Origin of the sequence: Winogradskyella vidalii (assembly GCF_013403955.1) — a bacterium.
GTDB lineage: Bacteria > Bacteroidota > Bacteroidia > Flavobacteriales > Flavobacteriaceae > Winogradskyella > Winogradskyella vidalii.
In genome coordinates, this window is the sequence record NZ_JABFDG010000001.1 from 739,434 (window position 1) to 762,968 (window position 23,535).

The window sequence follows — 23,535 nt, forward strand, 5'->3', positions numbered from 1 at the left end:
AATTAATCAAGAGGTTAGTTTTGTATTTTACTTTCGACTAGTATTTATATGTTAAGAAAAATTATTTTATCCGTTCTAGGCCTTGCACTTATATTTGGTGCATTTGTAGCTGCTAATTATCTTATTGATAACAAACACAAACCTAAACCCGTTATACCTAAGGTCGTTAAAACGGTACTTGTAGAAACAGTGAAAAACACTACGGTTCCTTTAGTAATTTCTGCTAATGGGAATTTGGTAGCCAAACAACGTGTAGAATTATATTCTGAAGTACAAGGTATCTTTAAATCTGGACGTAAGCTTTTTAAGCCAGGACAAGAATTTAACAAAGGGGAAACTTTAATTCGTTTGGATGCGTCAGAATATTATGCAAGTGTACAAGCTGCTAAGAGTGATTTATATAATAGTATAGCTGCAATAATGCCAGATTTACGTTTAGATTTTTCAGATATATATCCTAAATGGCAAACTTATTTAAATGATTTTGACCTCAAAAAAACTACACCCCAATTACCAGAAATATCAGGTGATAAAGAAAATTATTTCATTACTGGTCGTGGCATTGTAAGTGCTTATTACAATGTAAAGAACTTAGAACAGCGTCTAACAAAGTATAGTATAGTAGCTCCTTTTTCAGGAATTTTAACCGAAGCTTTAGTTACCGAAGGAACTTTGGTCAGAAATGGTCAGAAATTAGGTGAATTTATTAATCCATCGGTTTACGAAATGGAGGTGGCCATTAGTAAATCGTTTGCAGAGGTATTAAAAGAAGGTGAGAATGTAACGTTAACAAGTTTGGATAATGCTAGACAATACGAAGGCAAAGTTTCTCGTGTGAATGGAAGTATAGATGCTACCACGCAAACCATTACTGTTTATATTGAAGTAAAGCATCAAGACCTTAAAGAAGGCATGTATTTAGAAGCCAATCTAAATGCGGAAAAGGTTGAAAATGCGATTGAAATTGATAGAAACCTATTACTAGATAGTGAAGAGATTTATGTAGTTAAAGATAGTTTGCTAGATGTTATTTCAGTGAAACCACAACATTTTTCGGATACAAAAGTTGTTTTAAAAGAAGTGCCTAATGGGACTATCATTTTAAGAAAACCTGTACCAGGTGCTTATGCTGGTATGCATGTTAAAGCTGCTGCTAATAAGATAACTACTGATTCTATTCAATAATGAGAAAACTAATTGAGTATTTTATCAGGTATCATGTTGCAGTTAACATTTTAATTATTGCATTTTTTATTTTCGGAATCATTGGACTCCTATCATTAAAGTCGTCGTTTTTTCCCTTAACAGAAACTAAAATAATCAACATATCTATAGCTTATCCTGGGGCTTCACCTCAAGAAATAGAAGAGGGTATAGTGCTTCAAATCGAAGATAACTTAAAAGGACTTCGAGGTGTTGATCGTGTCACTTCTAAGTCTCTAGAAAACAGTGGTACTATTACTGTTGAAATTGAAAAAGGAGAGAATATCGATTTTATGCTTCTCGAAGTTAAAAATGCGGTAGATAGGGTTCCTACGTTTCCAACAGGTATGGAGCCTTTGGTGGTTTCTAAACAGGAAATTGTTAGAGAAACCATTTCTTTTGCGATTAGTGGAAAAAACGTTCCTTTAGTAACATTAAAGCAATTAGCACGTCAGGTAGAAACAGATTTACGGGCAATTGATGGTATTTCTCAGATTGAAATGTCGGGTTATCCAGAAGAAGAGATTGAGATTGCAGTTAATGAAATAGATTTACTCGCTTATAACCTTACTTTTAATGAGGTTGCAGATGCTGTAACTAATGCAAATATATTGGTCACTGGAGGTAATGTAAAAACAGATGCCGAAGAATATTTAATTAGAGCCAATAACAAACAGTATTACGGTAGTGAGCTTTCTAATATTGTGGTTAGAGCATCTTCAGATGGAAAAGTGATTCGACTAAAAGATGTAGCGATTATAAGAGATCGTTTTTCAGAAACACCTAATGCGACTTATTTTAATCAGGAATTGTCGGTTAACATTGCTATTACGAGCACAAACAACGAAGATTTAATTAGTTCTGCAGAAAAGATTAAAGTCTATATAGAAGAATACAATCAGAAACATGCTAATATACGTCTAGATGTGGTTAGAGACTTATCTATCACACTTATGCAGCGTACCCAACTTTTAACCGAAAACGCAATAGTGGGTATGTTTTTAGTTTTATTATTCTTATCCATATTTTTAAATATGCGTTTAGCGGCATGGGTCGCTTTTGGGTTACCGATTTCCTTTTTAGGGATGTTTATGTTTGCGGCTCAGTTTGATGTCACCATTAATGTATTATCACTTTTTGGGATGATTATCGTTATCGGTATTTTAGTGGATGATGGTATCGTTATTGCAGAAAACATTTACCAACATTATGAGAAAGGTAAAAGTCCTATTAGAGCAGCTATAGACGGAACCGTAGAAGTTATTCCTCCGGTTGTTTCAGCAATTGTAACGACGCTTTTAGCGTTTTCACTATTTTTCTTTTTAGATAGTAGAATAGGGGAGTTTTTTAGTGAAGTTGCGGTCATTGTTATTTTAACTTTATTAGTGTCTTTAATAGAAGCACTTATTATTTTACCTGCGCATTTAGCACACTCTAAAGCATTAAGAGCGCAGAAGGTTGATGAAAACCCTTCCAAAATAAAACAGTTTTTCTCTTTTATGAGATATATAAATAAAGGTGGCGATATGTTGATGTCTTTTTTAAGAGATCGCGTTTATACACCTGTTTTAGATTTTGTTTTAAAGTTTAAATTGTTTTCACTAGGTATTTTTATAGCTTTATTTGTATTAACGGTAGGTTCTCTTGGCGGCGGTATTATTGGTGTTACTATATTTCCTAGAGTTGCCAGTGATGCAGCAAATATAGAATTGGTAATGCCTGCAGGGACCAATGTAAAAATTACCGATTCTATTATCTCTTTAATTGAAGAAAAGGCGTTTATAGTCAATGATGAACTTACTGAGAAATATTTAAAGGGGACAGGAAAACAACTTTTTGAAAATACGATTGTAGAAATTAGTAGTAGTTCTAGCGCAAGACTTAGAATTAATTTATTACCAGGAGAAGAACGTCCAGATGCTATAAAAGCAGATTTAATTACCAATAGATTAGAAGAATTAGTAGGACCAGTGATTGGTACAGAACGTCTTATTTATGGTTCTGGTGGTAATTTTGGCGGTAGTCCTGTCTCTGTTTCTTTATTAAGTAATAATATAGAAGAATTAAAAGCGTCCAAATTAGATTTAAAAAAGTATATGGAAACCAATCCATTGCTTAAAGATATTGGAGATAATGATCCCGCAGGGATTAAAGAGATTCGTTTAGAATTAAAAGAAAGCGCCTATTTACTAGGCTTAGACTTACAGACTGTTATGACTCAAGTGCGTTCTGGATTTTTTGGAGCCCAAGCACAACGATTTCAGCGTGGACAAGATGAAATTAAAGTTTGGGTGCGTTATGATAGAGCAAATAGAAGTTCTATTAATGATTTAGACGCCATGCGAATTGTAACTCCAACAGGTGAACGTGTTACGCTTAAAGATATAGCCAATTACTCTATTGCTAGAGGTGATGTTGCAATTAATCACTTAGAAGGGAAACGTGAGATTCAAGTGTATGCCGATTTAAAAGATCCAAGTTCAAGTGCAACCGATATTATTGAAGATATTAAAACCGATTTTATTCCTCAGTTACAATCTAAATATCCAACCATAAATACTTCATACGAAGGACAAAATCGTGAAGCCAGTAAATTAACAGACTCATTAAAATTAGCAGGACCAATTATTTTAATTTTAATATATATCACCATCGCCTTTACGTTTAGAAGTTATTCGCAACCATTTTTATTGCTATTATTAATTCCATTTAGTTTAACAGCAGTCGCTTGGGGACACTGGTTATTAGATTTTCAGGTTAATATATTATCCTTATTAGGAATTATTGCTTTAATAGGAATTATGGTGAATGATGGCTTGGTGCTTATCGGAAAATTTAATGGTAATTTAAAAGAGGGTATGACGTTCGACTTAGCTTTATCTGAAGCCGGAAAGTCAAGATTTAGAGCAATTTTCTTAACCTCATTAACCACTATTGCAGGTTTAGCACCTTTGTTATTAGAGAAAAGTAGACAAGCCCAATTTTTAAAACCGATGGCAATTTCTATTTCCTTTGGAATTGCTTATGCAACTATTTTAACCTTGTTAGTCTTACCTTTATTCTTGTCATTTAGTAATAGTATTAAAACGAATGGTAAATGGTTGGCCACAGGAAATAAGGTTACCAAAGAAGAAGTAGAACGTGCAATTAAAGAACGAAACGAAGAAAATGAGCACTAATTATAAATTATTTACGCTGTTTTTAATGTGTTTTGTTAGTATACAAGCACAAGAAGTTTTAACAAGAGAACAAGCTGTTTCTTTAGCTTTAGAAAATAATTACGGTGTAAAAATCGCAAAAAATGCGGTTGCCATTGCGGAGAATAATACCGATATTTTAAACACCGGTTTTTTACCAACAGTAACAGGTGGTGCAGATGCTACTTACAATTTAGATAATGCCGAAGCTGAATTTTCCGATGGGTCAACTACTTCGTTGAATGGTGCAGAAAGTTCAAGATATAGCGCTAATGTTAATTTAAACTATACACTTTTTGACGGTCTAGGTAGGCGCTATAATTACAAACGTTTAAAAGAACAGTATCAATTATCAGAATTACAAGCTAGAGAAACTATTGAAAATACCATACTACAATTATTTACGGTTTATTTTAATGTGGCTCAACTTTCAGATAATTTAAATGCCTTAGAAGAGACATTAAGTAATACCAAAGATCGTTTGGTAAGAGCAGAATATCAATTTGAATACGGTCAGAATACCAAATTAGAAGTTTTAAACGCCGAAGTTGATATTAATTCTGATAGTATTAATATAATAAACACAAAGCAGGATTTAAAAATAGCTAAACGCGATTTAAAATTAGTTTTAGGTGAATCTTTTACCACCGATTTTAATGTTGAAACAGAAGTAGAGTTTACACTTCAATTTCAGAAAGATAGTTTGTTTGAAAAAGCAAAATCTCGAAATGTAGTTTTACTTCAAACGGAAAAAAATATTGCAATTAGTGAGTTGGATATCGACTCAGGTAAATCTGCTTACTTACCAACTATAGGTTTAGTAGGATCTTACGGATGGAACAAAAGCAATAATAATGCCGCATCATTTGTGGCTGTTTCTACAAATACAGGTTTGTCTGGAGGCTTAAATTTAAGTTGGAATTTATTTGATGGCGGTGCTACTATTACTCGCGTTAAGAATGCTAAAATCACACTAGAAACACAGAAGCTCGAAAAAGAAAACATGCTACTCAGTATTGAACGTGATTTTAATAATGCTTGGGAGAATTATCTGAATAAGTTAGAGATTTATAACATTCAAGAAAAGAATATTCAAACCGCTCAAAATAACTTTGATCGTACCCAAGAAAAATTTAATATAGGTCAGGTGAATTCAATTGAGTTTAGACAAGCACAGCTAAATTTACTAAATGCAGAGTTAAGCCGAAATCAGGCTAAATTTTCTGCCAAGTTATCAGAGTTAGAAGTGCTTCAAATTAGTGGTGAATTATTGAATGTTCAATTTTAACTTATGGTTGAGTATTTTTTTCAATGTACGTACTGCTGGGATGAAATTTCAATGTTAATTGATGTGTCACAAACAAAGCAAAGTTATATTGAAGATTGTGAAACTTGCTGCAATCCTATTCAGATTACCGTTCATACTAAAAATAGAGAAGTTATAAATTTTGAAGCTGTAAGTATTGGACAGTAATTAACTGCTTTAGTGCAATTAATTGTGTAATTTTAACAAATTAGTGCATTTCGTCGAATAAATTTGCTTTTAAAAGTGGTTCAGCCTATATTCGTGCTGTTATTGTGTCCCTCCACAAAAAAATCAACCCTTATGAAGACACTAAAAATAACCGCATTATTCTGTTTAATTTCAGTATTCTCTTTTGCTGAAGTCCTACAAAACCAGAAATCAGCACTTACAGATTTATATAATTCAACTAATGGCGCTACTTGGAATAAATCTTGGGATTTGGATCAGCCTATTTCAAGTTGGTATGGTATTACCATGGAAGGTGACCACGTTGTTGGTATAAATTTAAGTTTTAATAATTTAAAAGGAAGTTTACCAGCATCAATTTCAAATTTAACCAGTTTAAGAGTGCTTAATTTGGCTTTTAATGAGTTAGAAGGCGAATTACCTCATACCTTAGTTGACTTGTCTAATTTAGAAGAATTGAAGTTGTTCTCTAACCAATTTAGTGGTAATATCCCTTCGGAGATAGGAAACTTAGCACATTTAAAATCATTAGAATTATATAATAATGACTTTGTTGGTGAGATTCCATCATCGATTGGCGATTTACCTCAATTAGAAAAATTAATGCTAAGTAGTAATCAACTGCAAGGACATTTACCTTCAAGCCTATCAGAATTAAAATCTTTAAAAGTTTTAAGTGTTTTTGATAATAGTTTGTTAGGTCGAATTCCTTCTTCAATTGGCGATTTAGTTCAATTAGAAGAGTTAGTCTTATCGAGTAATGCTTTTTATGGTGAGTTACCAAATGAATTAGCACAGCTTACAAACTTAAAGACACTATTATTAGGTCAAAATCAATTTAAAGGTAATTATGCATCTTTAAAAGATAAACTGCCTAACATCGTAGATTTTGATTTAGATGAGATCAATAGCGAAGGCGTATTAGCAACGTTAGATACAGAAGAAGAAGATTAATTTCTTGCCATATTAATTATGTTTGATAACGCTTAATAAAAAAATTAAGCGTTATTTTTTTGTTTTTGCTTTTGTATTCTAAAAAAAGTATTATCTTTGCAGTCCTAAAATGATTGAGTCGGCATTATGAACCGAAAGTTAAAAGCTAAGAAAATCATTTTTTGAATACACATCGCGGGATAGAGCAGTAGGTAGCTCGTCGGGCTCATAACCCGAAGGTCACTGGTTCGAGTCCAGTTCCCGCTACTAAGTAAAAGAAGCCTTTCAAGAAATTGATAGGCTTTTTTGTTTTATAGTGCTAAAAGATTATAATTTTAGCCAGTAGCGGCTGCTTTTTTAATTCGCCAGTTTTAATAAGTATATGTTGTCTACCATATCTATTAAATCACCTGTGGCATTAGAAGCAAAGGTTTTCGATAGAGAGAGATAAGCGCTGGTTGTCCTATGCCTTGAGCTATAGATTTTTCTGTAAGGGCACGAGCAATACGGCCGTTTCCATCTTCAAAATGGATATTAGGCCTATCTAAGCATCCAGAAATAACTTGCAAATCATCTTTGTATTTTCTTCTAATCATCCAATAGAGCTGATTTCTTACAGAAAACTCAAAAGAATTCTAGGGTCTGTTAAGTTAGAAAAAAGCAAAGCGCATAAGCGCTAATAGATATTTATTTAATGAAGTGCTAAGTGTAATTATATTATAAGATTTTTATAGTTTAAATAAATATGTGTAGATTAAAATCAGAGGACACAGTTTCAAACCCGGTTGAATTAAAATATAGAGGAAATGAGATTTTTTCAAACACTAAAATTCAGGGTCACTAGTTCTTTCTGTACAGTAATAACTGATGGCTTTTTTTTATTTTTTTTTCTCGCAAATCTTATAAATGTTTCATAAACCCTTTTGTGTTTGATGCTAGTATTTCGAGATGACTCTTAATGCAAACACGCTCAAATAAGTTAAACTTAAAGAGCGTGTTACTACTATTAATTAAGGGTATATTTATAATTAATGAACAATAATTTTCTCTACATTTAATTTTGAATTCGCTTCTATTTGAACAATATAAAGGCCATTTGCTTGTGAGTTGAAATCGAGTTTTGTGCTACTAATATTATCTATATGGTCAAGGTTTTTTACCAACTGGCCATTGAGGTTATACACACGGATTGAAGTTATATTATCAGTAGTACTAGTGTTGTAGAATTCAAGTAATCTTAAGTTCTTATTATAAACTAAAGTCAACGGATTTCTATTAAAAATATCATCAGTGCTTAGCTCATAATTACAGCCATTAAATACGTCATACACATTAGTGCCCGAAGTGTTGACTGTTATTAATCGATTAGATTCAGTGACAGTTTCACATTCAGCGTCTAGTATTTCATCAGTTCCCCAAGCGTTGCCGTTAATATATTTATATTCAAAAACAATAGGGTAATCTGCTGGAGTTGGCAATCTAAAATCAATAGTATAAATAGCATCAAAATCATTTTCTAGCATTAAATTGTCAGTTCCCCAATTATTAATCCAACCTGCCATATGTACACCTTCTGTAGCTATGGAAGCTTCACTAGACATGTCTACATTAAATGTTATTTCAAATCCAGTACCTTCACTGTTACAACCGCCAAAAGGTACCTCTGCTAATACAACTGCTTCTCCGGAGTCATTTATAAATAAAAATCTATTTCCATTAGAGGCTGCGCAAGGTAAGCTAGCGGACTCTTCTGTACCCCAAGCATTACCATTTAAATACTTAAACTCATGCCAACCTGGTTCTACTTGAAAGGTTGCAGAATAAATATTGGTTGTTCCTTCTTGTGTGAGAGAATTGCTTGTGGTGTTCCAGCCGTTTATAGATCCTACGACATGCACACCTTCTGGGCTGATTGTTTCATTAGACATGTCCACTTTAAAAGTAACGTCTGCTTGTGAAAATGCCTGAAAAGTCAATATTAAAAACAAAGCAATTAAATTAATTCTGTAAATTTTTTTCATAATAATGAGATTTTAAAAATTAATAAATTATTGATTGAATAGCATGAGCAGGTATTTTATATGGGACTTCTTGGTTACCTACAATAAGTTTGTAGTCAATTGTTTCTTCTGTTTTATTCATAACAATGGTTACGATTTTTCCATCCGGATTTTGGAATGATGTGCTTTCTATCGTACTTCTGCTTGTTGTTGTACTAATACGCTTGGCATTAGGTTCTATAAATTTTGAAAAGTGACCGATATAATAATATGACGGCGTGTAAATAAGTTCATTGGTTCTTGTGTCTGCATGAATAGGTGCAAAACAGAAATTTTGAACATGATTTGGTCCACCTGTATGATCAAGTAGAATGTTCCAATCGGTCCAGCCAACTGTACCGTTATTAAAGTCGTTAATCATGGATTTACCATAACGCTCTGCATTAGACCATCTTTGGTATTCAGCTTCTTCAAACTCTTCTTGGCAACCTTCTGTAAATAATAAGTTTTTATTAGGAAATGATTCATTAATGTTTCCTAAGTTATCATATTTAGGATCGCCACCTGTCCATGTTTCGTACCAGTGAAATCCGATTCCCCAAGCATATTTAGCAGCTTCAGGATCTTCAAAAATAACGTTAGCACGTTGTGAAATTAAATCTCTATTATGATCCCAAACAACAATGTTTTTATCTCCAAAGCCTGCTTTTTCAAAAGTTGGTCCTAAGTGGTTTTTTAGGAAGTCGCGTTCTTCTTCTGCGGTATAGATACAAGACTCCCAGCGTTGTGTGGCCATAGGTTCGTTCTGAATAGTTACGCCCCAAACCGGAATACCTTCAGCTTCATAAGCTTCTATAAACTTAACAAAATAATTGGCCCAGTTTTGATAATATTCTGGTAATAATTTTCCACCTTGAAGCATGTTTTTATTGGTCTTCATAAAAGCAGGAGGGCTCCAAGGGCTTGCGTAAAATACTAAGTCATCTTCGATAAGCGCAGTGGCTCTTTTAATCATAGGAATTCTAAATTTTCTATCGGGTTCAATAGAAAATGTTTCTAGCTCAGCATCACCCTCTTCAATATAGGTATGACTTTTAGAACCAAAATCACTACTGTGAATACTAGTTCTTATAATATTGTAATTTATACCCCCTTCACCATAATATGCATTTAGTAATTCTTCTTGTTTATCGGGCGTTAACTTTGCGAAAACTTCTGCAGAAGCATCTGTAATAGCACCTCCAACACCTAAAAACGATTGAAAACTTTTATTAGGGTTAACAAATACAGCAACTTCTGTTTCTAAAGGTTGTGTTGCATCTGTAAATGTCAGGTCACCTTGGTTAGCTAATCGCAACGCTGTGTTTTCTGCCGTGGTATATAGTGTTGCTTGTGTAGGCGTATATACTGTGGTTTCTTTAGTTGTTGGTTCTGTTTCAGTTTCGGTTTCAGTGTTGTCAACTCCATTAGCGCATGATGCTAATGCGACTCCTGTTAAGGCTAATATGAAATTTTTTATCATCATTAAATTTTAGATTTAAATTACCATACAAAAGTTCCAACAGATCCTGCAGGAATTGTAGTAGTGATTGATTCTTGCGATGTGTTTATATTTAAAGTTTCTTGTGCTTCAGAATTATTTAAAACAATGACAACAATTTTATTGTTTGGTGTTTTAAAGGCGACATTAGGTAGTTCTGTTGAATAATTAGATTCAATTCTAATAGACCCAGCCGGAACAAACTTTGAAGCATGTGCAATAATGTAATAAGCTGGATTTCTTTCTACGTTGTTACCATCGATAGTAATTGCTCCTAAACATTCAGTACAACCACCATCTGTATGCGGTTCACTATTAGGGTCTGCTGCTAAGTTCCATTCTAATACATTTCGACTCCAATTTCTTGGTGCTCCAATAATTAATTCTCTAATGTGCCATCTAATATCTGAGTAGAAATCTCCTGGTGCTTGAACCCATTGTTCTGTGAAATAGACATTTTTATCAGGATGCGCATTATGCACTACAGACATATTATCTATTTGACCAGCATACAAGTGAAATGCCGATCCGTCGATGTAGCTTTTTGCAGTTGCATCATTTAAAATTGAAATAGGATATTCTGGATGATCTAAATTATGATCAAAAAGTATGATTTTAGTTGCGATATTTTCGGTTTGAAATGTTGGTCCTAAATGATCGCGAATAAAAGTTTTTTGTTGTTCAGCAGTCATAACCATACTTGGATTATTGTATGGGTTTTCTGGTTCATTCTGAATAGTAATGGCATCAATTGTAATACCTTGTGCGGCCATACCATTAATATATTTTACAAAATAGTTAGCATATGTACTGTAATATTGTGGTAAGAGTTCACCGCCAATTGTAGAGCCGTTAGACTTCATCCAAGTAGGAGCAGACCAAGGAGAACCTAAAATTTTAATATCAGGATTGATTGCTGTTATTTCATTTAAAATAGGAATAAGGTTTGCCATATCTGGGTTCAATGAAAAATTAGTTAAGTTTTCATCCGTTTGTCCATCAGGTAAATCATTATAGCTAAAAGTTGTGGCATCTAAATCTGATGCACCGATACTAACTCTTAGGTAACTTACACCAATACTGTTCTCTCCAGTGCCAAAGAGTTCTTGTAATAAACTTTCTCTTGCAGAAGTTGACATGGCGTTAATTAAAGATGCACTACCACCTGTTAATGTGTATCCAAAGCCATCCATTTCTTGGTAGGTCGTTCCTTCCGATACATTTATGGTGAAATTGTTATTATCAGTTAAAGCGAATATACCATTAGTCTGTAATGTTAATAAATTACTCTTATCAGGAGTTGTTAGATAATATTTGGCAGCAACTTCAGATTGTTCTGGCGGTGGATAATAGGTGTTGTCTGTGTCTTCGCATCCTTGTGCAACTCCTAAAAAAGTAAGGAGAATGATAATCATCTTCATGTTGTTATTTTTTATACTAAAGTTCATAGTTGTTTTCATGTTTTATTGAGCTACAAATTCATAAGTACCTGTTTCGTAGTTATCGCTTACAGTTACGGTAACAGTGTATGGTCCATCTGCTGTAATATTTCTTAGGTTAGAACCGCCTCCATTTATAATGAGACCTGATAGGTCATTAGGTGATTCTGAACCAAAATCATTATCCCAAGGGGAGAAAAATTTCATATCAAAATTTGCTGAAAGATTTTCTGTTAACGTAAATGTGTTTGGATGTGCATAAGTCATTAAAAATTCATTTCTAGTATCCCATCCTTGGTTGAGTTCATCCCAGTGGAATAAAAAGAGATTGTAATAATTCCATTGAAAATTAGCATTTGCAAAGTTGATATTAAACATATAGGCTTGGTCTCTATCTACTACAATATTACCAGCGGCAGTGCTTAATTCAGAACCTTCGCTAACTAATGCTGCATCTGGTGCTTCTGTTGCTCCAATATTCATAGCACTTGTAAATGATTCACCAGAGCCATCTGAAGCTGAATTTAGTGTTATAACATCTCCAACTTGAAGTGCTAAATATGTACTATTGTTAAAAGTGTCACCATTTTTAGCCAGTTCTTCAATCATAGTTCCATTGACGAATAAATATAGTTGTTCAGGGGTTACTAGTGGTGTGGGTGGTGTTGTTGTATCTTGTTCAATAGAATAGGTGTAGCCACTTGCAGATAAATCTAAGGTGACTAAAAAAGTTCCTAATTGAGAGGATTGAATATCTTCAATACTTACGCCTTGATCAGCAGCTTGAGACTCCATAACTAAGGTACTTGGAGATCCAACAATACTTTTTAATAAATACCCCCAGTCACCATTTGCTCTAAAAAGAAAGCCACCAACATCGACTAACTCAATTGTAGCACTCCAAATACTACCACCTTGGTACGATAAAGGTTCGTCGCCTCCCCAGCCACCATTTATCGGTTGGCCAACCATACTCCAGTAATCAATTTTTAATAAGCTATAAGTGTTGTCATCAAGGTTCACAGTAATTCTAAATACGCCATCTTCTTCTGCTGTTATAGGTGAGCCAGATTTTACTAATTCGCCATCTGAACCTCCGTATTGATGTGCAGGTAGTGAGGTTTCGCTATAAAATTTATAACTGTTTCCTGCCGTTAGCCTTGTATAAACTTCATGAATATTTGAAGCACTACCTTCAGCGTTATTAAGGCGTTTTAATTGGATAGCTTCAGAAAGGTTATTCGCATTTTCTGTCGCTGTTCCTGAAATATATAATCTAGTAGGAAGTACTTCGTCTTCAAAACGCATGACTTCTAAAGTTTCAGATGCATAAGTCGTTTTACTTAAACTCATAGCTTTTACGGCCCAAGTAACTTGGGCGTTTTCATTTGCTGTATAGCCAGAGATAGACAATGCGCTATCTAGTTCAGAGAAAGACACAACTGCTGAGGTGTTAGTACCAGAATTACTAGAAGCGATTTCAAAAATAGGCGTATCAAAATTAGTTGAACCTAAAGTGTCTAACACTACGGCATAAGTAACAGCATAGTTTGCGGTTGAGATAGCAGGCTCCCAACTAAATGTTATAGTTTCATTTGGCGTTTCTTGATCTAGAATAATACTTAGGTCAGATTCAGGAAGTGTTATAGTTGGTGCTATAAGCTCCCATTGCCCTTCGGGTTGCATATTCTCATCAGTTTCACATGCGGTTATAGCGATTGATGCGATAACAAAAAGTAAAAGATGTTTATATATATTTTTCATAACTGTTTTTATAAAGGGTTTTGAGTCAATGCTGAATTTCTATCTAACTCTTGTTGTGGAATTGGTAATAGTATTTTAGCTTCTGTCATATTGTAATTAACAGGACTATTATTTCTTAAGTCTATTTCAACTAAATTATTCATAGTTGATACAGCAACACCATATCTAACTAAATCATCCCAACGATGCCCTTCTTGGAATAACTCTAATCGACGTTCTTTTAAAATGCTTGTTCTTAAAACACTTTGTGAACTTTTCTGTTCTGCAGTTAAGTCTGGTAAAGCGGCTCTGTTTCTAATTCTGTTAACTTCTACTGCTGCGGGTTCTAATTGACCTAATTCGTTTAAAGCTTCTGCTTTTAATAAAACGAGATCACCATACCTTAGCAAATATTGACGATTAGAGCTAGCCCAACCATCTGCCTGTTTCCATTTGTAACTAAAAGGAATGGCACTGCCTTGGCTATTTCCCCAAAATTCATCGACCCATTCCACTTCTTCAAAAAGTATAGAAGCATTTTTTCTAAGGTCATCACCTTGCTCGTCAAATGCATCTATAAGATTATGAGAAGGCGTCATAAATTTTCGCCATGCATCACCAGAAATTGAAGGCGGTAAAAGTAATTGAGGTCCAAAGTTTCCTTCTACGCCACCCAGGTATTGAACTTCTATAATAGATTCTGTATTGTTATAATGGTTACCATCAAAAAGGTGATTAAAATCAATAAGCGTATAGTTTGCAGCACTGTTCTCAAGAGCATTTATTTGGTTTAATACGGCATCATAATTTGGACTTGGCTGTTGAGCATAAGCTTTTGCTGCGAGTGCATGGGCAGCACCAGATGTTGCTCTTGCTTTATTAACGCTTGCGTCATTTCCGTAAGTATCAGGTAGTAAGCTAGCTGCGGTTTCTAAGTCAGTAGTAATTTGTTGGTAAATATCTGTTACGCTAGATTTTGGAATGTTTACACTACTGGGATCTGTAGCTATAATAGTATTAGTGATTAAAGGCACACCTCCCCAAAGTTTAACCAATGTAAAATAATGGTAAGATCTAAGAAATAAGGCTTCACCTTTAATTTGTTGCTTTCGCTCTTCGGTTAATACAGGGTCTGAAATACCATCAATACGTTCGATAACTAAATTTGCTTTAGAAATAGCATTGTATAGGTTAGACCAATGTGTAAATAATCGTGAATGTGTCGGAGTGACTTCTAAATAATCATATTGGAACACTTCTGGATTATCACCACCTGCATAAGCATTGTCCGATCTTACATCTTGAAGTAAGACGTTGTCCCAAACATAATACTCAGCGGATTGGAATGACTCATAAGCTCCTACAAGTGCTGCTTCTATTTGACTTGCGGATTCATAAGCATTGCCACTTGTTTCTTCAGAAATAGGACTTAAATCTAAATAATCTTCACAAGAAAATATTGAGATTGAAAGTAATACTGCAATTAAAAATTTATTGTACTTCATAATAATTAAGACTATATTTTTAAAATGTAACACTCATACCAAATATGAGGTTTCTAGTTTGTGGGTATGTACCAAAATCAATACCTCTAACGGTATTGCTAGAACCATACGAATTCACTTCGGGATCATAACCAGAGTAATTGGTTATGGTAAACATATTTTCTCCAGTAACATAGAGTTTTAAGGCGTTTATATTCGCACTTTGAATGATAGATTCTGGAAAATTATAACTCAGCGTAATCGCTTTAAATCTTAAGTAAGAAGCATCTTCTACAAAGCGTGTAGAAAGTCTTGAGTTGTCTGTGTTTCCAAAGCTAGATCGAGGAATATCTGTAATATCTCCAGGTTGTCTCCATCGGTTTAAAACTTCTATAGATTGGTTTTTAGGGTCAGACATACCTTCTAATTCAATCTTAGTGGCGTTAAGAATGTCGTTGCCTTGGGATCCTTGTAAGAATACAAATAAATCAAAACCCTTATAAGACACTGTATTGGTTACTGTATAAAAGAAATCAGGATTTGCATCACCAATAATCACACGATCATCTGCTTCAGGTGTAAAGGTTGATTCACCATTTTGATTAATGTAATAAGCATTTCCAGTTGTAGGATCGACACCTCCAAAAATATAACCATAAAGTGTGCCTAATGGTAAGCCTTCTTTAACTAAAGTCGCTTCTCCTCGTCCTGCAATTCCTCCTTGAAATAATTCTTGTCCAACTAAATTGGTCACTTCATTTTCATTAAATGAAATATTAAATCCGGAAGACCATTTAAAGTTATCAGATATAATGTTTTTTGTGTTAAGTGTAAACTCTAAACCTTTATTCTGAAGTTCTCCAATATTTTGAATTGCAGATTCAAAGCCAGTTGACGTTGGTAAAGGCGCATTTAAAAGTAAATCAGAAGTGTTTTTAATATAGGCATCGGCTGTAAAACCGATTCTATTGTCTAAGAATTGAATGTCTATACCGATATTGGTTTGTTCAGACTCTTCCCATTTTAAAGATAAGTTTTCAATGGATCCAGGATATGTTCCAGGTTGAGCGACACCTCCAATTGGATAATTTCCTCCACTGCCTACGGTGCCTAAATACGCATAGTTGCCTATTTGGTCATTTCCTACAATTCCCCAACCTGCTCTAATTTTTAAGTCATTAATGACATCTACATTTTTAAGGAAATTTTCGTTTGAAACTCGCCATCCAAGTGAAAAAGAAGGGAAATATCCCCAGCGTTCATCTGGTCCAAATGTACTAGAGCCATCTGCTCTAAAGTTTGCAGTTAATAAGTACTTGTCATCAAACGCATAATTAAGTCGACTTATAAAAGACGAATTTGCTTTTTCTGATTTGGTAGCTGATGCTCCAAATATCTCAGAACCACCATTAGGAGTTGTGACAGATTCACTTGCGAAATTTCGGGTTTCAATAGCGCTGTTTTCCCATAAGAATTTTTGATTAACAGATCCTAGAAGCACTTCAACATTGTGCTTTTTGATGTTTTTCTTGTAGTTAACGGTGTTTTCTACAATGTAATATTTGCTACTATTGGTATTGTTAATAGACTGTCCACCTAATGCTCTACCATAGCCTGTTTTAAACGGGTCTAAGAAATAATCATAGATGCCATTACTGTTGTCTATACCGTAGTTGAATTTGTATGTAAAGCCGTTTAAGAATTTAGCTTGTAAATAAATATTACCTAAAAAGCGTTGGCTGTTGTATTCGCGATCACTACCATCTGTACTTGCTAATGGGTTTTCCCAGTTCTGAAATGGATTGCTAGTAAAGCTGCCATCATCATTGTAAATTCCTATAATAGAAGGTGTTGTTAAAGCGCCTAATAAAACACCTCCAGTATTTACATTGGCATTATCTGTTACATCTACATCGCTATATGTAGTATAGGCAATTCGAGTCCCAATTTTTAACCAATCATTAATTTCTTGGTCTAAATTAATTTTAAAATTAGAACGATCTAACTCAGAACTTCTAATAGCGCCTTCTTGGCTTACATAACCTGCAGAAACGTAATAGTTGGTTTTATTACTTCGTCCTGATAGTGAGAGTTGATAGTTTTGTGAGAAGCCACTTTGGAATACTTCATCTTGCCAATCGGTTCGTTCTGTATAGCTGTCCCAATCTGTAGATAATCCCATTTCGGTCATAAGATCTCTGTACTGTTCACCATTTAAAACCGGTAAGGTTTTCCATACTTCATTAAAACCTGTATAGGTATCTAAGGTTACTTTAGCGGTGTCAGTGGTACCTCGTTTTGTGGTAATTAAAACAACACCATTAGCTCCTTGGGCTCCGTAAATAGCAGTGGACGAGGCATCTTTTAATATTGAGATACTATCAATATCTGAAGGATTGATAGACCTTGTATCTGTTGTAGGCACGCCATCTACGACATAAAGCGGCTCACTACCTGCGTTAATTGAGTTTGTACCTCTAATTCTTATACTAAAACCAGCAGAAGGCTTCCCAGAATTAGACGTTACTTGCACACCAGCAGATTGCCCTTGCAATAATGAGCCAACTTGCGTGTTTGGTCTAGACTCAAAAGATTCGGAATCTACAATTGAAACGGACCCTGTAATATCTTTTTTTACTTGTGTTCCGTAACCCATTACAACGACCTCATTTAGCATTTGTAAATCTTCGTTAAGAACCACATTGATTTCATTTGATGTACCAACAGACTCTTCTACGGTTGTCATTCCTATATAGGAGAAAACTATAACTGTAGTTTCGTTGAAATTCCCTGTTAATTCGTAGAAACCATCAAAATTGGTAGATGTTCCTGTGGTGGTATTTTTAATAATTACAGAAACTCCTGGAATTGGAAACCCGTTAGAATCTGTAACATTACCACTAATTGTTTTTTCTTGAGCATACGCGGTTGACATAACCAACATTGCTAATAAAACGACTATCTTTTGTATGTTTTTAATACTACTCATTGTTTATAAATTATGGCTCATTTGTCTTAATTTCATTTAGAAATATCTTAACACATATTTAATGTTGTTAATGTGTTTTGTACAAAATAATTACTTATTAAAGTAGAAAACAATGAGACGTAGTTAAAAAGTAGATTTTAAAAGCTTGTTTTTTAATGTAAACATTTGACTTTTAATGCTTTGTGATTTTTCTTGGTTAGAAAAAAGGTAGATATATATTTGAAAAAAGTAGCAAATTAAATGTGAATTTGGTAAAATAATTAAGTAAAATTGGTGTTTTTGTAATTTTAACCTAGGTTTTTTACCATCTCTTCAAAGGTGTTTCGGTCTCCAATAGCATTATTTCTGACCTTAACTCTGTAATTATAAATTGTATTTACAGAATATCTTAAGATTTTAGAGATTCTTGAGCTACTTGTTATTCCGAGTCTAATCAAGGCTAGAATGCGGAGCTCTGTATTTAATGCCTCGCTTTTTTTTGGAGTCAGTTGTCCTTCTTTAGCTAGCAATGTATTTACATCCTCAATAAAATTTGGATGAATATGAAGAAATGATTCATCAAAGTTTTTGTAAAAAAGTTTTATTTCGTCAGCGACCACCTGCTTTGTTTTTGTAAGCTCTAAAAGGTCTTTTGTTTTATTGGTAACAATATATTTTCTTACCAGTTTTCTATAAATGTCCAGTTTCCCTATGTATTCGGAATAGAGGCTTAAAAAAGTGCCAACATAATATTCTTTTACTTTATCAGATTCAGAAAGTTCTGAGTATAATTGTTTTAATTCATCGTTAGAATTATTTAATTTTAAATTGAAATCTTTTAGTTTTTCATTGGCAATTTTTAATTTGTTTTTAGCTTCGGAGACTTTCTTAACTTGTTTAAAAACTAAATAAATAGCAAGCGATAAAAATGCAGCAAGAATACTTATAAATATTAGAAAGCTCTTAAGTTTTGCCTTTTGTTTGGCGTTTCGTTCATCATAGGCTTTGGTAATCATTGGTAGATTATTGGCAATGTTTACAAAACGCAATTGTGAGTTGTAAAAGTTAGCGTCATCAAAAGAAAAATTAATGTAACGATGTGCTCGGTCAATATCACCTTCTTGAAACATAATACTTGCCATAACACCCATAGATGCACTGTCTTTTACAGAAGCTTCAATATCTGACATCGCAGATAAGATGAGGTATTCTTTTTGTAGTGTTCTATTGTTTTTTAGTTCATAGAGAAGTGATCTTTCGAAGGTGATTAATGAAAAATTTCGAGATCCCATTTGAATACCTTCTAAGCGTTGTGAATTAATTTTTAGAGCTTCATCAAGTTGTCGTTGATCTCTAAGTTGCTTTTCTTGCAAACGTAAGGCGGCTTCCGAATTTGGCGATAGCCTAGGGTAAAGAGAGTCTTGGTAAGCTGTGTATAATTTTGAATATTGAGCTTTACTTCGTTTAACACTTGTATTGTAAGCTAGTCCGGAGTAACCTTCTGCACAGGCGATATAATAACTGGTTACTAAAGATTCTGGTAGAGAATCTCGTTTAATTTCATTTAGAGCATCTATTGATTCTTTGTAGCGTCCGGAGTCTGCAAGTAAAAGGCTTAAAGCTATTTTTGAATTATTAATAAAGACATCATTATTTAACTGCTCTGCGATTTCTATATTTTTCTCAAGATATTCTAATGCTTTATCAAAATTGTAAAATTCATATTCTTGAATAATTTTATTTAAAATGAGGTGTTTTTCTTTTAGTGAAGAGGTGCTAAAAGCCTGCTCTCTAAGTTTTTCTATGCGCTCTTTTTTTTGTTGGTCATAAGTCGCTCTCTTGTGCATTTTAGATTCAAGCACAGAGGTTAAAGAATCTAAACGTTGCTCTGCAGAGGTGTTTTGAAAACAAAATAAGACGATTATTATATATAAATATTTCAATATTACAGAAAGTTAGGATTAATTTAATGCCACTGAAGTTCGAAAATATTATTATAAAATTACATAACTTATCTTTTTTAGAATCACTCACTCAATTTTAATTCAACAAAAATTTATTTTATAATATTATTTAGCACCTAAACCGTTTTAACTGATTCCAATCAATCTTTACTTCAAATGAGCTAATTGGTTTGTATTTAGAAATTTATTTTAAGTAAAATTTAAAACTAGAAATTAATAAATTCAGTGGTGAAATTCTATTCATTTAAAAATATCTGATTTTAATTTTACACAGAATTGATAATGCCGCTAAGAAACTTATGATTTGGAGTGTTCATCTGAGTTCAGATAAATTTATAAATTACGAGTAATAAATTGATTTTTCAGGTGGTAATTGTTATTCCGTATGATATGTGCTTAGTGTAGTTTCTAGAAATGATTAATAATTTAAAACCGAGAAATTATGACTTTAATATCAAAACAAAAAATAGAAGATTTATATCATATTAACAGTGAATATTGTGTTTCAATATTTGTACCCACGCATAGAGCAGGCGAAAAAGTACTGCAGCAAGAAGATGCATTAGCGTTAAAAAATGAGCTTAAAAAAGTAAAACAAAAATTATCTAATAAAGGCATGCAAGAGAAGGCAATTAATAAGTTGTTACGTCCGGCACAAGAACTCGTTGATAACAGTCCGTTTTGGCGTGAACAATCAGATGGTTTAGCCATTTTTATCACCGAAGATTTTTTTGAAAAACATACACTTCCTGTGTATTTTGAAGCCTTTAATTATGTATCAACATCATTCTACTTAAAACCTTTGATGCCTATGTTTGTTGATGATGGTGATTTTTATCTAATGACCCTAGATTTAGGTAATGTTAATTTGTATGATTGTACTGCACACAGCTATACTGAAATTTTAATACAAGACTTAATACCAGAACAAAAACAAGATCGCGTAGGCTATGATTACGAAGAAAAAAATCTACAATTTAGAACACAACAAGCGGGTAGTGGTCAAGCAGTATTTCACGGCCACGAAGCCGCAACTGGAAAACGAAAAAATGAGATTAAAAAATATTTTAGAGCTATAAATGATGGCTTATTAAATATTTTTAAGGGCGAAAAGAAACCATTACTTATTGCTTCTCAAGACTATCTATATGGTATTTATAATACTGTAAATAGTTACCCTTATTTAGTTGACACTAATATTAAAGTTAATCTAGATGCTGCTAATCTTTACGAGATTCATGAAGTCGCTTGGGATAAAATGGCACCTATATTTGATCAAAAGCGAAAAACAAAAATAGAACGTTTTAACACTGAGCAAGGCACTGGAACAACAGCTGTTGGAATAAATAAGGTTTTAAAAGCGGCCATACACGGAAAAATTGACACCTTATTTTGTGAAAATAAAGCAGATGTTTTAGGTAACTATAAAAATGAAAATGAACGTATAGCCGTCACTGAAAGTGAAAAAAGTGAAGAAGATAAAAACACTATTTCGTTAATGAATTTAGCAGCGATAAAAACACTCTTAAAAGGTGGTGATGTTTTCTTATTAGAAAAAGAAGATATGCCAGATTCAAATGCAAAAGTTAATGCCTTGTGCAGGTATTAAAAATATAAATTTACTGAAGCATATCTGTGGTTGCAACGGTTCTAAATCCGGTATGATCGGAGCCAGAATCCGTGCTCACAGCCATTTTTGCTGATATCCTAAAACTAGCACAATAGGACGCATTACAAAGAAATGACCCACTCTTTATGATGCGTTCTTGTATGTAAGGATTATTGGGGTTGTAAGCTTTGCTTGCCCCTTGAGGGTTAACTTGAGTTTTTTTAGGGTCTAAAGATTTATAATAATTGACATTAAAGAAGTCGCTCGTCATTTCCCATACATTTCCGGCCATGTCGTACAGTCCTATAGAATTCGGTTCATAAGACTTAACAGGTGCGATGTATTTAAAACCATCAATAGGTTTGTTAACAGTAGGAAAAACCCCTTGCCAAGTGTTTGCTTTTTCGTTTAAAACATCCGCATTGTTTCCCCAAGTAAAAATAGTATTATCGTTTTCGCCAAGAGCAGCAGCTTCCCATTCTGCTTCCGTAGGTAACCTTCTATTAGCCCACTCACAATAAGCTAATGCATCTTCATAAGCGACATGAACCACAGGAAAATCATCTTGGCCTTCTATAGAAGAGTCAGGACCTTGTGGTTGTTTCCAATTGGCGCCAGTTTGCCATGTCCACCATTGGCCATAATTTTGCATGTTAGCGATTGCATTGACATTTTTATTAAAGGTTAAACTACCTGGTCTCAAAATAGAGTCGTGCGGTTTGGGTGTGCCGGGTGGTAGCGTAGCTTTCATTTCTTCCCAATCAATTGGTTGTTCTGCAATAGTAATATAACCTGTAGCGTCTGTAAAAGCTTTAAATTGCTTGTTGGTTACTTCGGTAATATCTATAAAAAAACCATCTACAGTGACTTTATGTGCGGGTTTTTCACGTTCCATTGCATAAGGGTCATCAGCTTTAGCACCTTGTAAAAATGTTTTACGAGGTACCCAAACCATACCTTCAGGTGTTTCAATTTGTATGGTTGAGGTTGTTTTTTCGGTAGCAGTTTTATCAACGTCTTTACAGCTTGTTAAGCTAAGAGAAAAACAAGCGATATATAATAAGGATGATTTATAATTGAAGGTCATTAATTTTTTGTGGAAAGATATTAAATAATAATTACAGTTAAATAAGATTTGAATGCTGTAGGTATTTAAGTGTTTTTTTGATACTGAAAATCTGATAGTTAATTAAAAGCATTAAGAATTAATTTAATTGCATCAACTACAAGGAGTTAATAATCATAGATTTACAGTGTGAGAGTTTAAGCATAGTCTTTTAAAACTTTCAGTAAATAATAAATGTATAATCAATAAAATTAGAAATTATGAAAATTAGAAATTTAATAGCAACATTAGCACTGACGTTTGTAACCGTATTTGCTTTTTCTCAAAACGCAGATGATAAGCGTGTAATGAAAGATGCAGAAAAAGCAATTTCAAAATTAAAGAAATCAGACATTGGTTTAGAGAAGTTTTTTAGCAATTCAACGGGATATGTTGTTTTTCCAAATGTAGGAGAAGGTGCATTAGTTGTAGGTGCAGCATCAGGTAATGGTGTTCTTTATGAGAACGGTACTCCTGTAGGTATGGCTGATATGAAAAAGTTAGACGTCGGAATTCAGGCAGGTGGTGAATCTTATATGCAGGTTGTTTTCTTTGAAACAGAAGATGCATTAAATGAGTTTAAAGAAGAAACTTTAGAGTTTTCTGCAGAAGCTAAAGCCGTAATAGTAGACAAAGGAGCTAGTAAAAAAGCGAATTACAACGATGGCGTTGTGGTCTTTGTTAAATCTAAAGCTGGTGCAATGGCAGATGCCTCAATTGGTGGTTTAGTATTTAGCTACTCAGAATTCTAAATAATTAACAAAATCTTATAAGCGTATATAAAAGTCGATTTCAACAATCGGCTTTTATGCGTATTTAAAAAATCATATTATCATTTAATAATTTTTGTCTTAGGTT

At 33.6% G+C, this 23,535-nt stretch carries 16 protein-coding genes and 1 tRNA gene; 8 read left to right on the plus strand and 9 right to left on the minus strand.

Annotated features, from left to right (window positions below; translation table 11 throughout):
* Positions 1–48 precede the first annotated feature (48 nt).
* From HM982_RS02950 to HM982_RS02975, 6 genes are all read left to right on the plus strand, one after another.
* Entirely contained in the window at positions 49–1,185 is a 1,137-nt protein-coding gene (locus HM982_RS02950; RefSeq protein ID WP_179351627.1) for an efflux RND transporter periplasmic adaptor subunit, read from the plus strand.
* Complete coding sequence (locus HM982_RS02955) at positions 1,185–4,382, plus strand: efflux RND transporter permease subunit (RefSeq protein WP_179351628.1); 3,198 nt, start codon at positions 1,185–1,187, stop codon at positions 4,380–4,382. Before HM982_RS02950 ends, HM982_RS02955 begins: the two co-directional genes overlap by 1 nt.
* The gene (locus HM982_RS02960) at positions 4,372–5,688 is read left to right on the plus strand and encodes a TolC family protein (RefSeq protein ID WP_179351629.1); all 1,317 of its coding nucleotides are present in this window, start codon (positions 4,372–4,374) and stop codon (positions 5,686–5,688) included. Before HM982_RS02955 ends, HM982_RS02960 begins: the two co-directional genes overlap by 11 nt.
* 3 nt (positions 5,689–5,691) lie before the next feature.
* Positions 5,692–5,874, plus strand: coding sequence for a CPXCG motif-containing cysteine-rich protein (locus HM982_RS02965; protein ID WP_179351630.1), 183 nt, complete (start codon positions 5,692–5,694; stop codon positions 5,872–5,874).
* Positions 5,875–6,006: 132 nt separating this feature from the next.
* Positions 6,007–6,846, plus strand: a complete 840-nt coding sequence (locus tag HM982_RS02970; RefSeq protein WP_179351631.1) for a leucine-rich repeat domain-containing protein — start codon at positions 6,007–6,009, stop codon at positions 6,844–6,846.
* Positions 6,847–7,019: 173 nt separating this feature from the next.
* Positions 7,020–7,092: transfer RNA gene (locus HM982_RS02975), tRNA-Met, on the plus strand.
* Between the two features lie 134 nt (positions 7,093–7,226).
* Here HM982_RS02975 and HM982_RS02980 read toward each other — a convergent pair.
* The 8 genes from HM982_RS02980 to HM982_RS03015 form a co-directional block, all read right to left on the minus strand.
* On the minus strand, positions 7,227–7,421 hold the full coding sequence (locus tag HM982_RS02980) for a hypothetical protein (protein ID WP_179351632.1): 195 nt from the start codon (positions 7,419–7,421) through the stop codon (positions 7,227–7,229).
* A gap of 432 nt (positions 7,422–7,853) precedes the next feature.
* Entirely contained in the window at positions 7,854–8,846 is a 993-nt protein-coding gene (locus HM982_RS02985) for a T9SS type A sorting domain-containing protein (RefSeq protein ID WP_179351633.1), read from the minus strand.
* 19 nt (positions 8,847–8,865) lie between these two features.
* Entirely contained in the window at positions 8,866–10,347 is a 1,482-nt protein-coding gene (locus HM982_RS02990) for a glycoside hydrolase family 30 protein (protein WP_179352365.1), read from the minus strand.
* A 20-nt stretch (positions 10,348–10,367) separates the two neighbouring features.
* Positions 10,368–11,825 (minus strand): glycoside hydrolase family 30 protein, encoded by a 1,458-nt coding sequence (locus HM982_RS02995; protein WP_246296558.1) that lies wholly within the window; start codon positions 11,823–11,825, stop codon positions 10,368–10,370.
* Positions 11,826–11,828: 3 nt separating this feature from the next.
* Positions 11,829–13,568, minus strand: coding sequence for a SusE domain-containing protein (locus HM982_RS03000; protein WP_179351634.1), 1,740 nt, complete (start codon positions 13,566–13,568; stop codon positions 11,829–11,831).
* A gap of 8 nt (positions 13,569–13,576) precedes the next feature.
* Entirely contained in the window at positions 13,577–15,052 is a 1,476-nt protein-coding gene (locus HM982_RS03005; RefSeq protein WP_179351635.1) for a RagB/SusD family nutrient uptake outer membrane protein, read from the minus strand.
* Between the two features lie 19 nt (positions 15,053–15,071).
* Entirely contained in the window at positions 15,072–18,020 is a 2,949-nt protein-coding gene (locus HM982_RS03010; RefSeq protein ID WP_179351636.1) for a SusC/RagA family TonB-linked outer membrane protein, read from the minus strand.
* A gap of 287 nt (positions 18,021–18,307) precedes the next feature.
* Positions 18,308–19,942 (minus strand): DUF6377 domain-containing protein, encoded by a 1,635-nt coding sequence (locus tag HM982_RS03015; RefSeq protein WP_179351637.1) that lies wholly within the window; start codon positions 19,940–19,942, stop codon positions 18,308–18,310.
* A gap of 463 nt (positions 19,943–20,405) precedes the next feature.
* Here HM982_RS03015 and HM982_RS03020 point away from each other — a divergent pair, with 463 nt between their 5' ends.
* Positions 20,406–21,572: a baeRF7 domain-containing protein gene (locus HM982_RS03020; RefSeq protein WP_179351638.1), complete on the plus strand. Its 1,167-nt coding sequence runs from the start codon at positions 20,406–20,408 to the stop codon at positions 21,570–21,572.
* 10 nt (positions 21,573–21,582) lie between these two features.
* Here the strand turns inward: HM982_RS03020 and HM982_RS03025 are convergent, their stop codons facing one another.
* A complete protein-coding gene (locus tag HM982_RS03025; protein WP_179351639.1) occupies positions 21,583–22,659 on the minus strand; it encodes a formylglycine-generating enzyme family protein in 1,077 nt (358 codons plus the stop codon).
* Positions 22,660–22,898: 239 nt separating this feature from the next.
* On the opposite strand from HM982_RS03025, the gene HM982_RS03030 reads away from it, so the two are divergent.
* Positions 22,899–23,429: a lipid-binding SYLF domain-containing protein gene (locus HM982_RS03030; protein WP_179351640.1), complete on the plus strand. Its 531-nt coding sequence runs from the start codon at positions 22,899–22,901 to the stop codon at positions 23,427–23,429.
* Positions 23,430–23,535 lie beyond the last annotated feature (106 nt).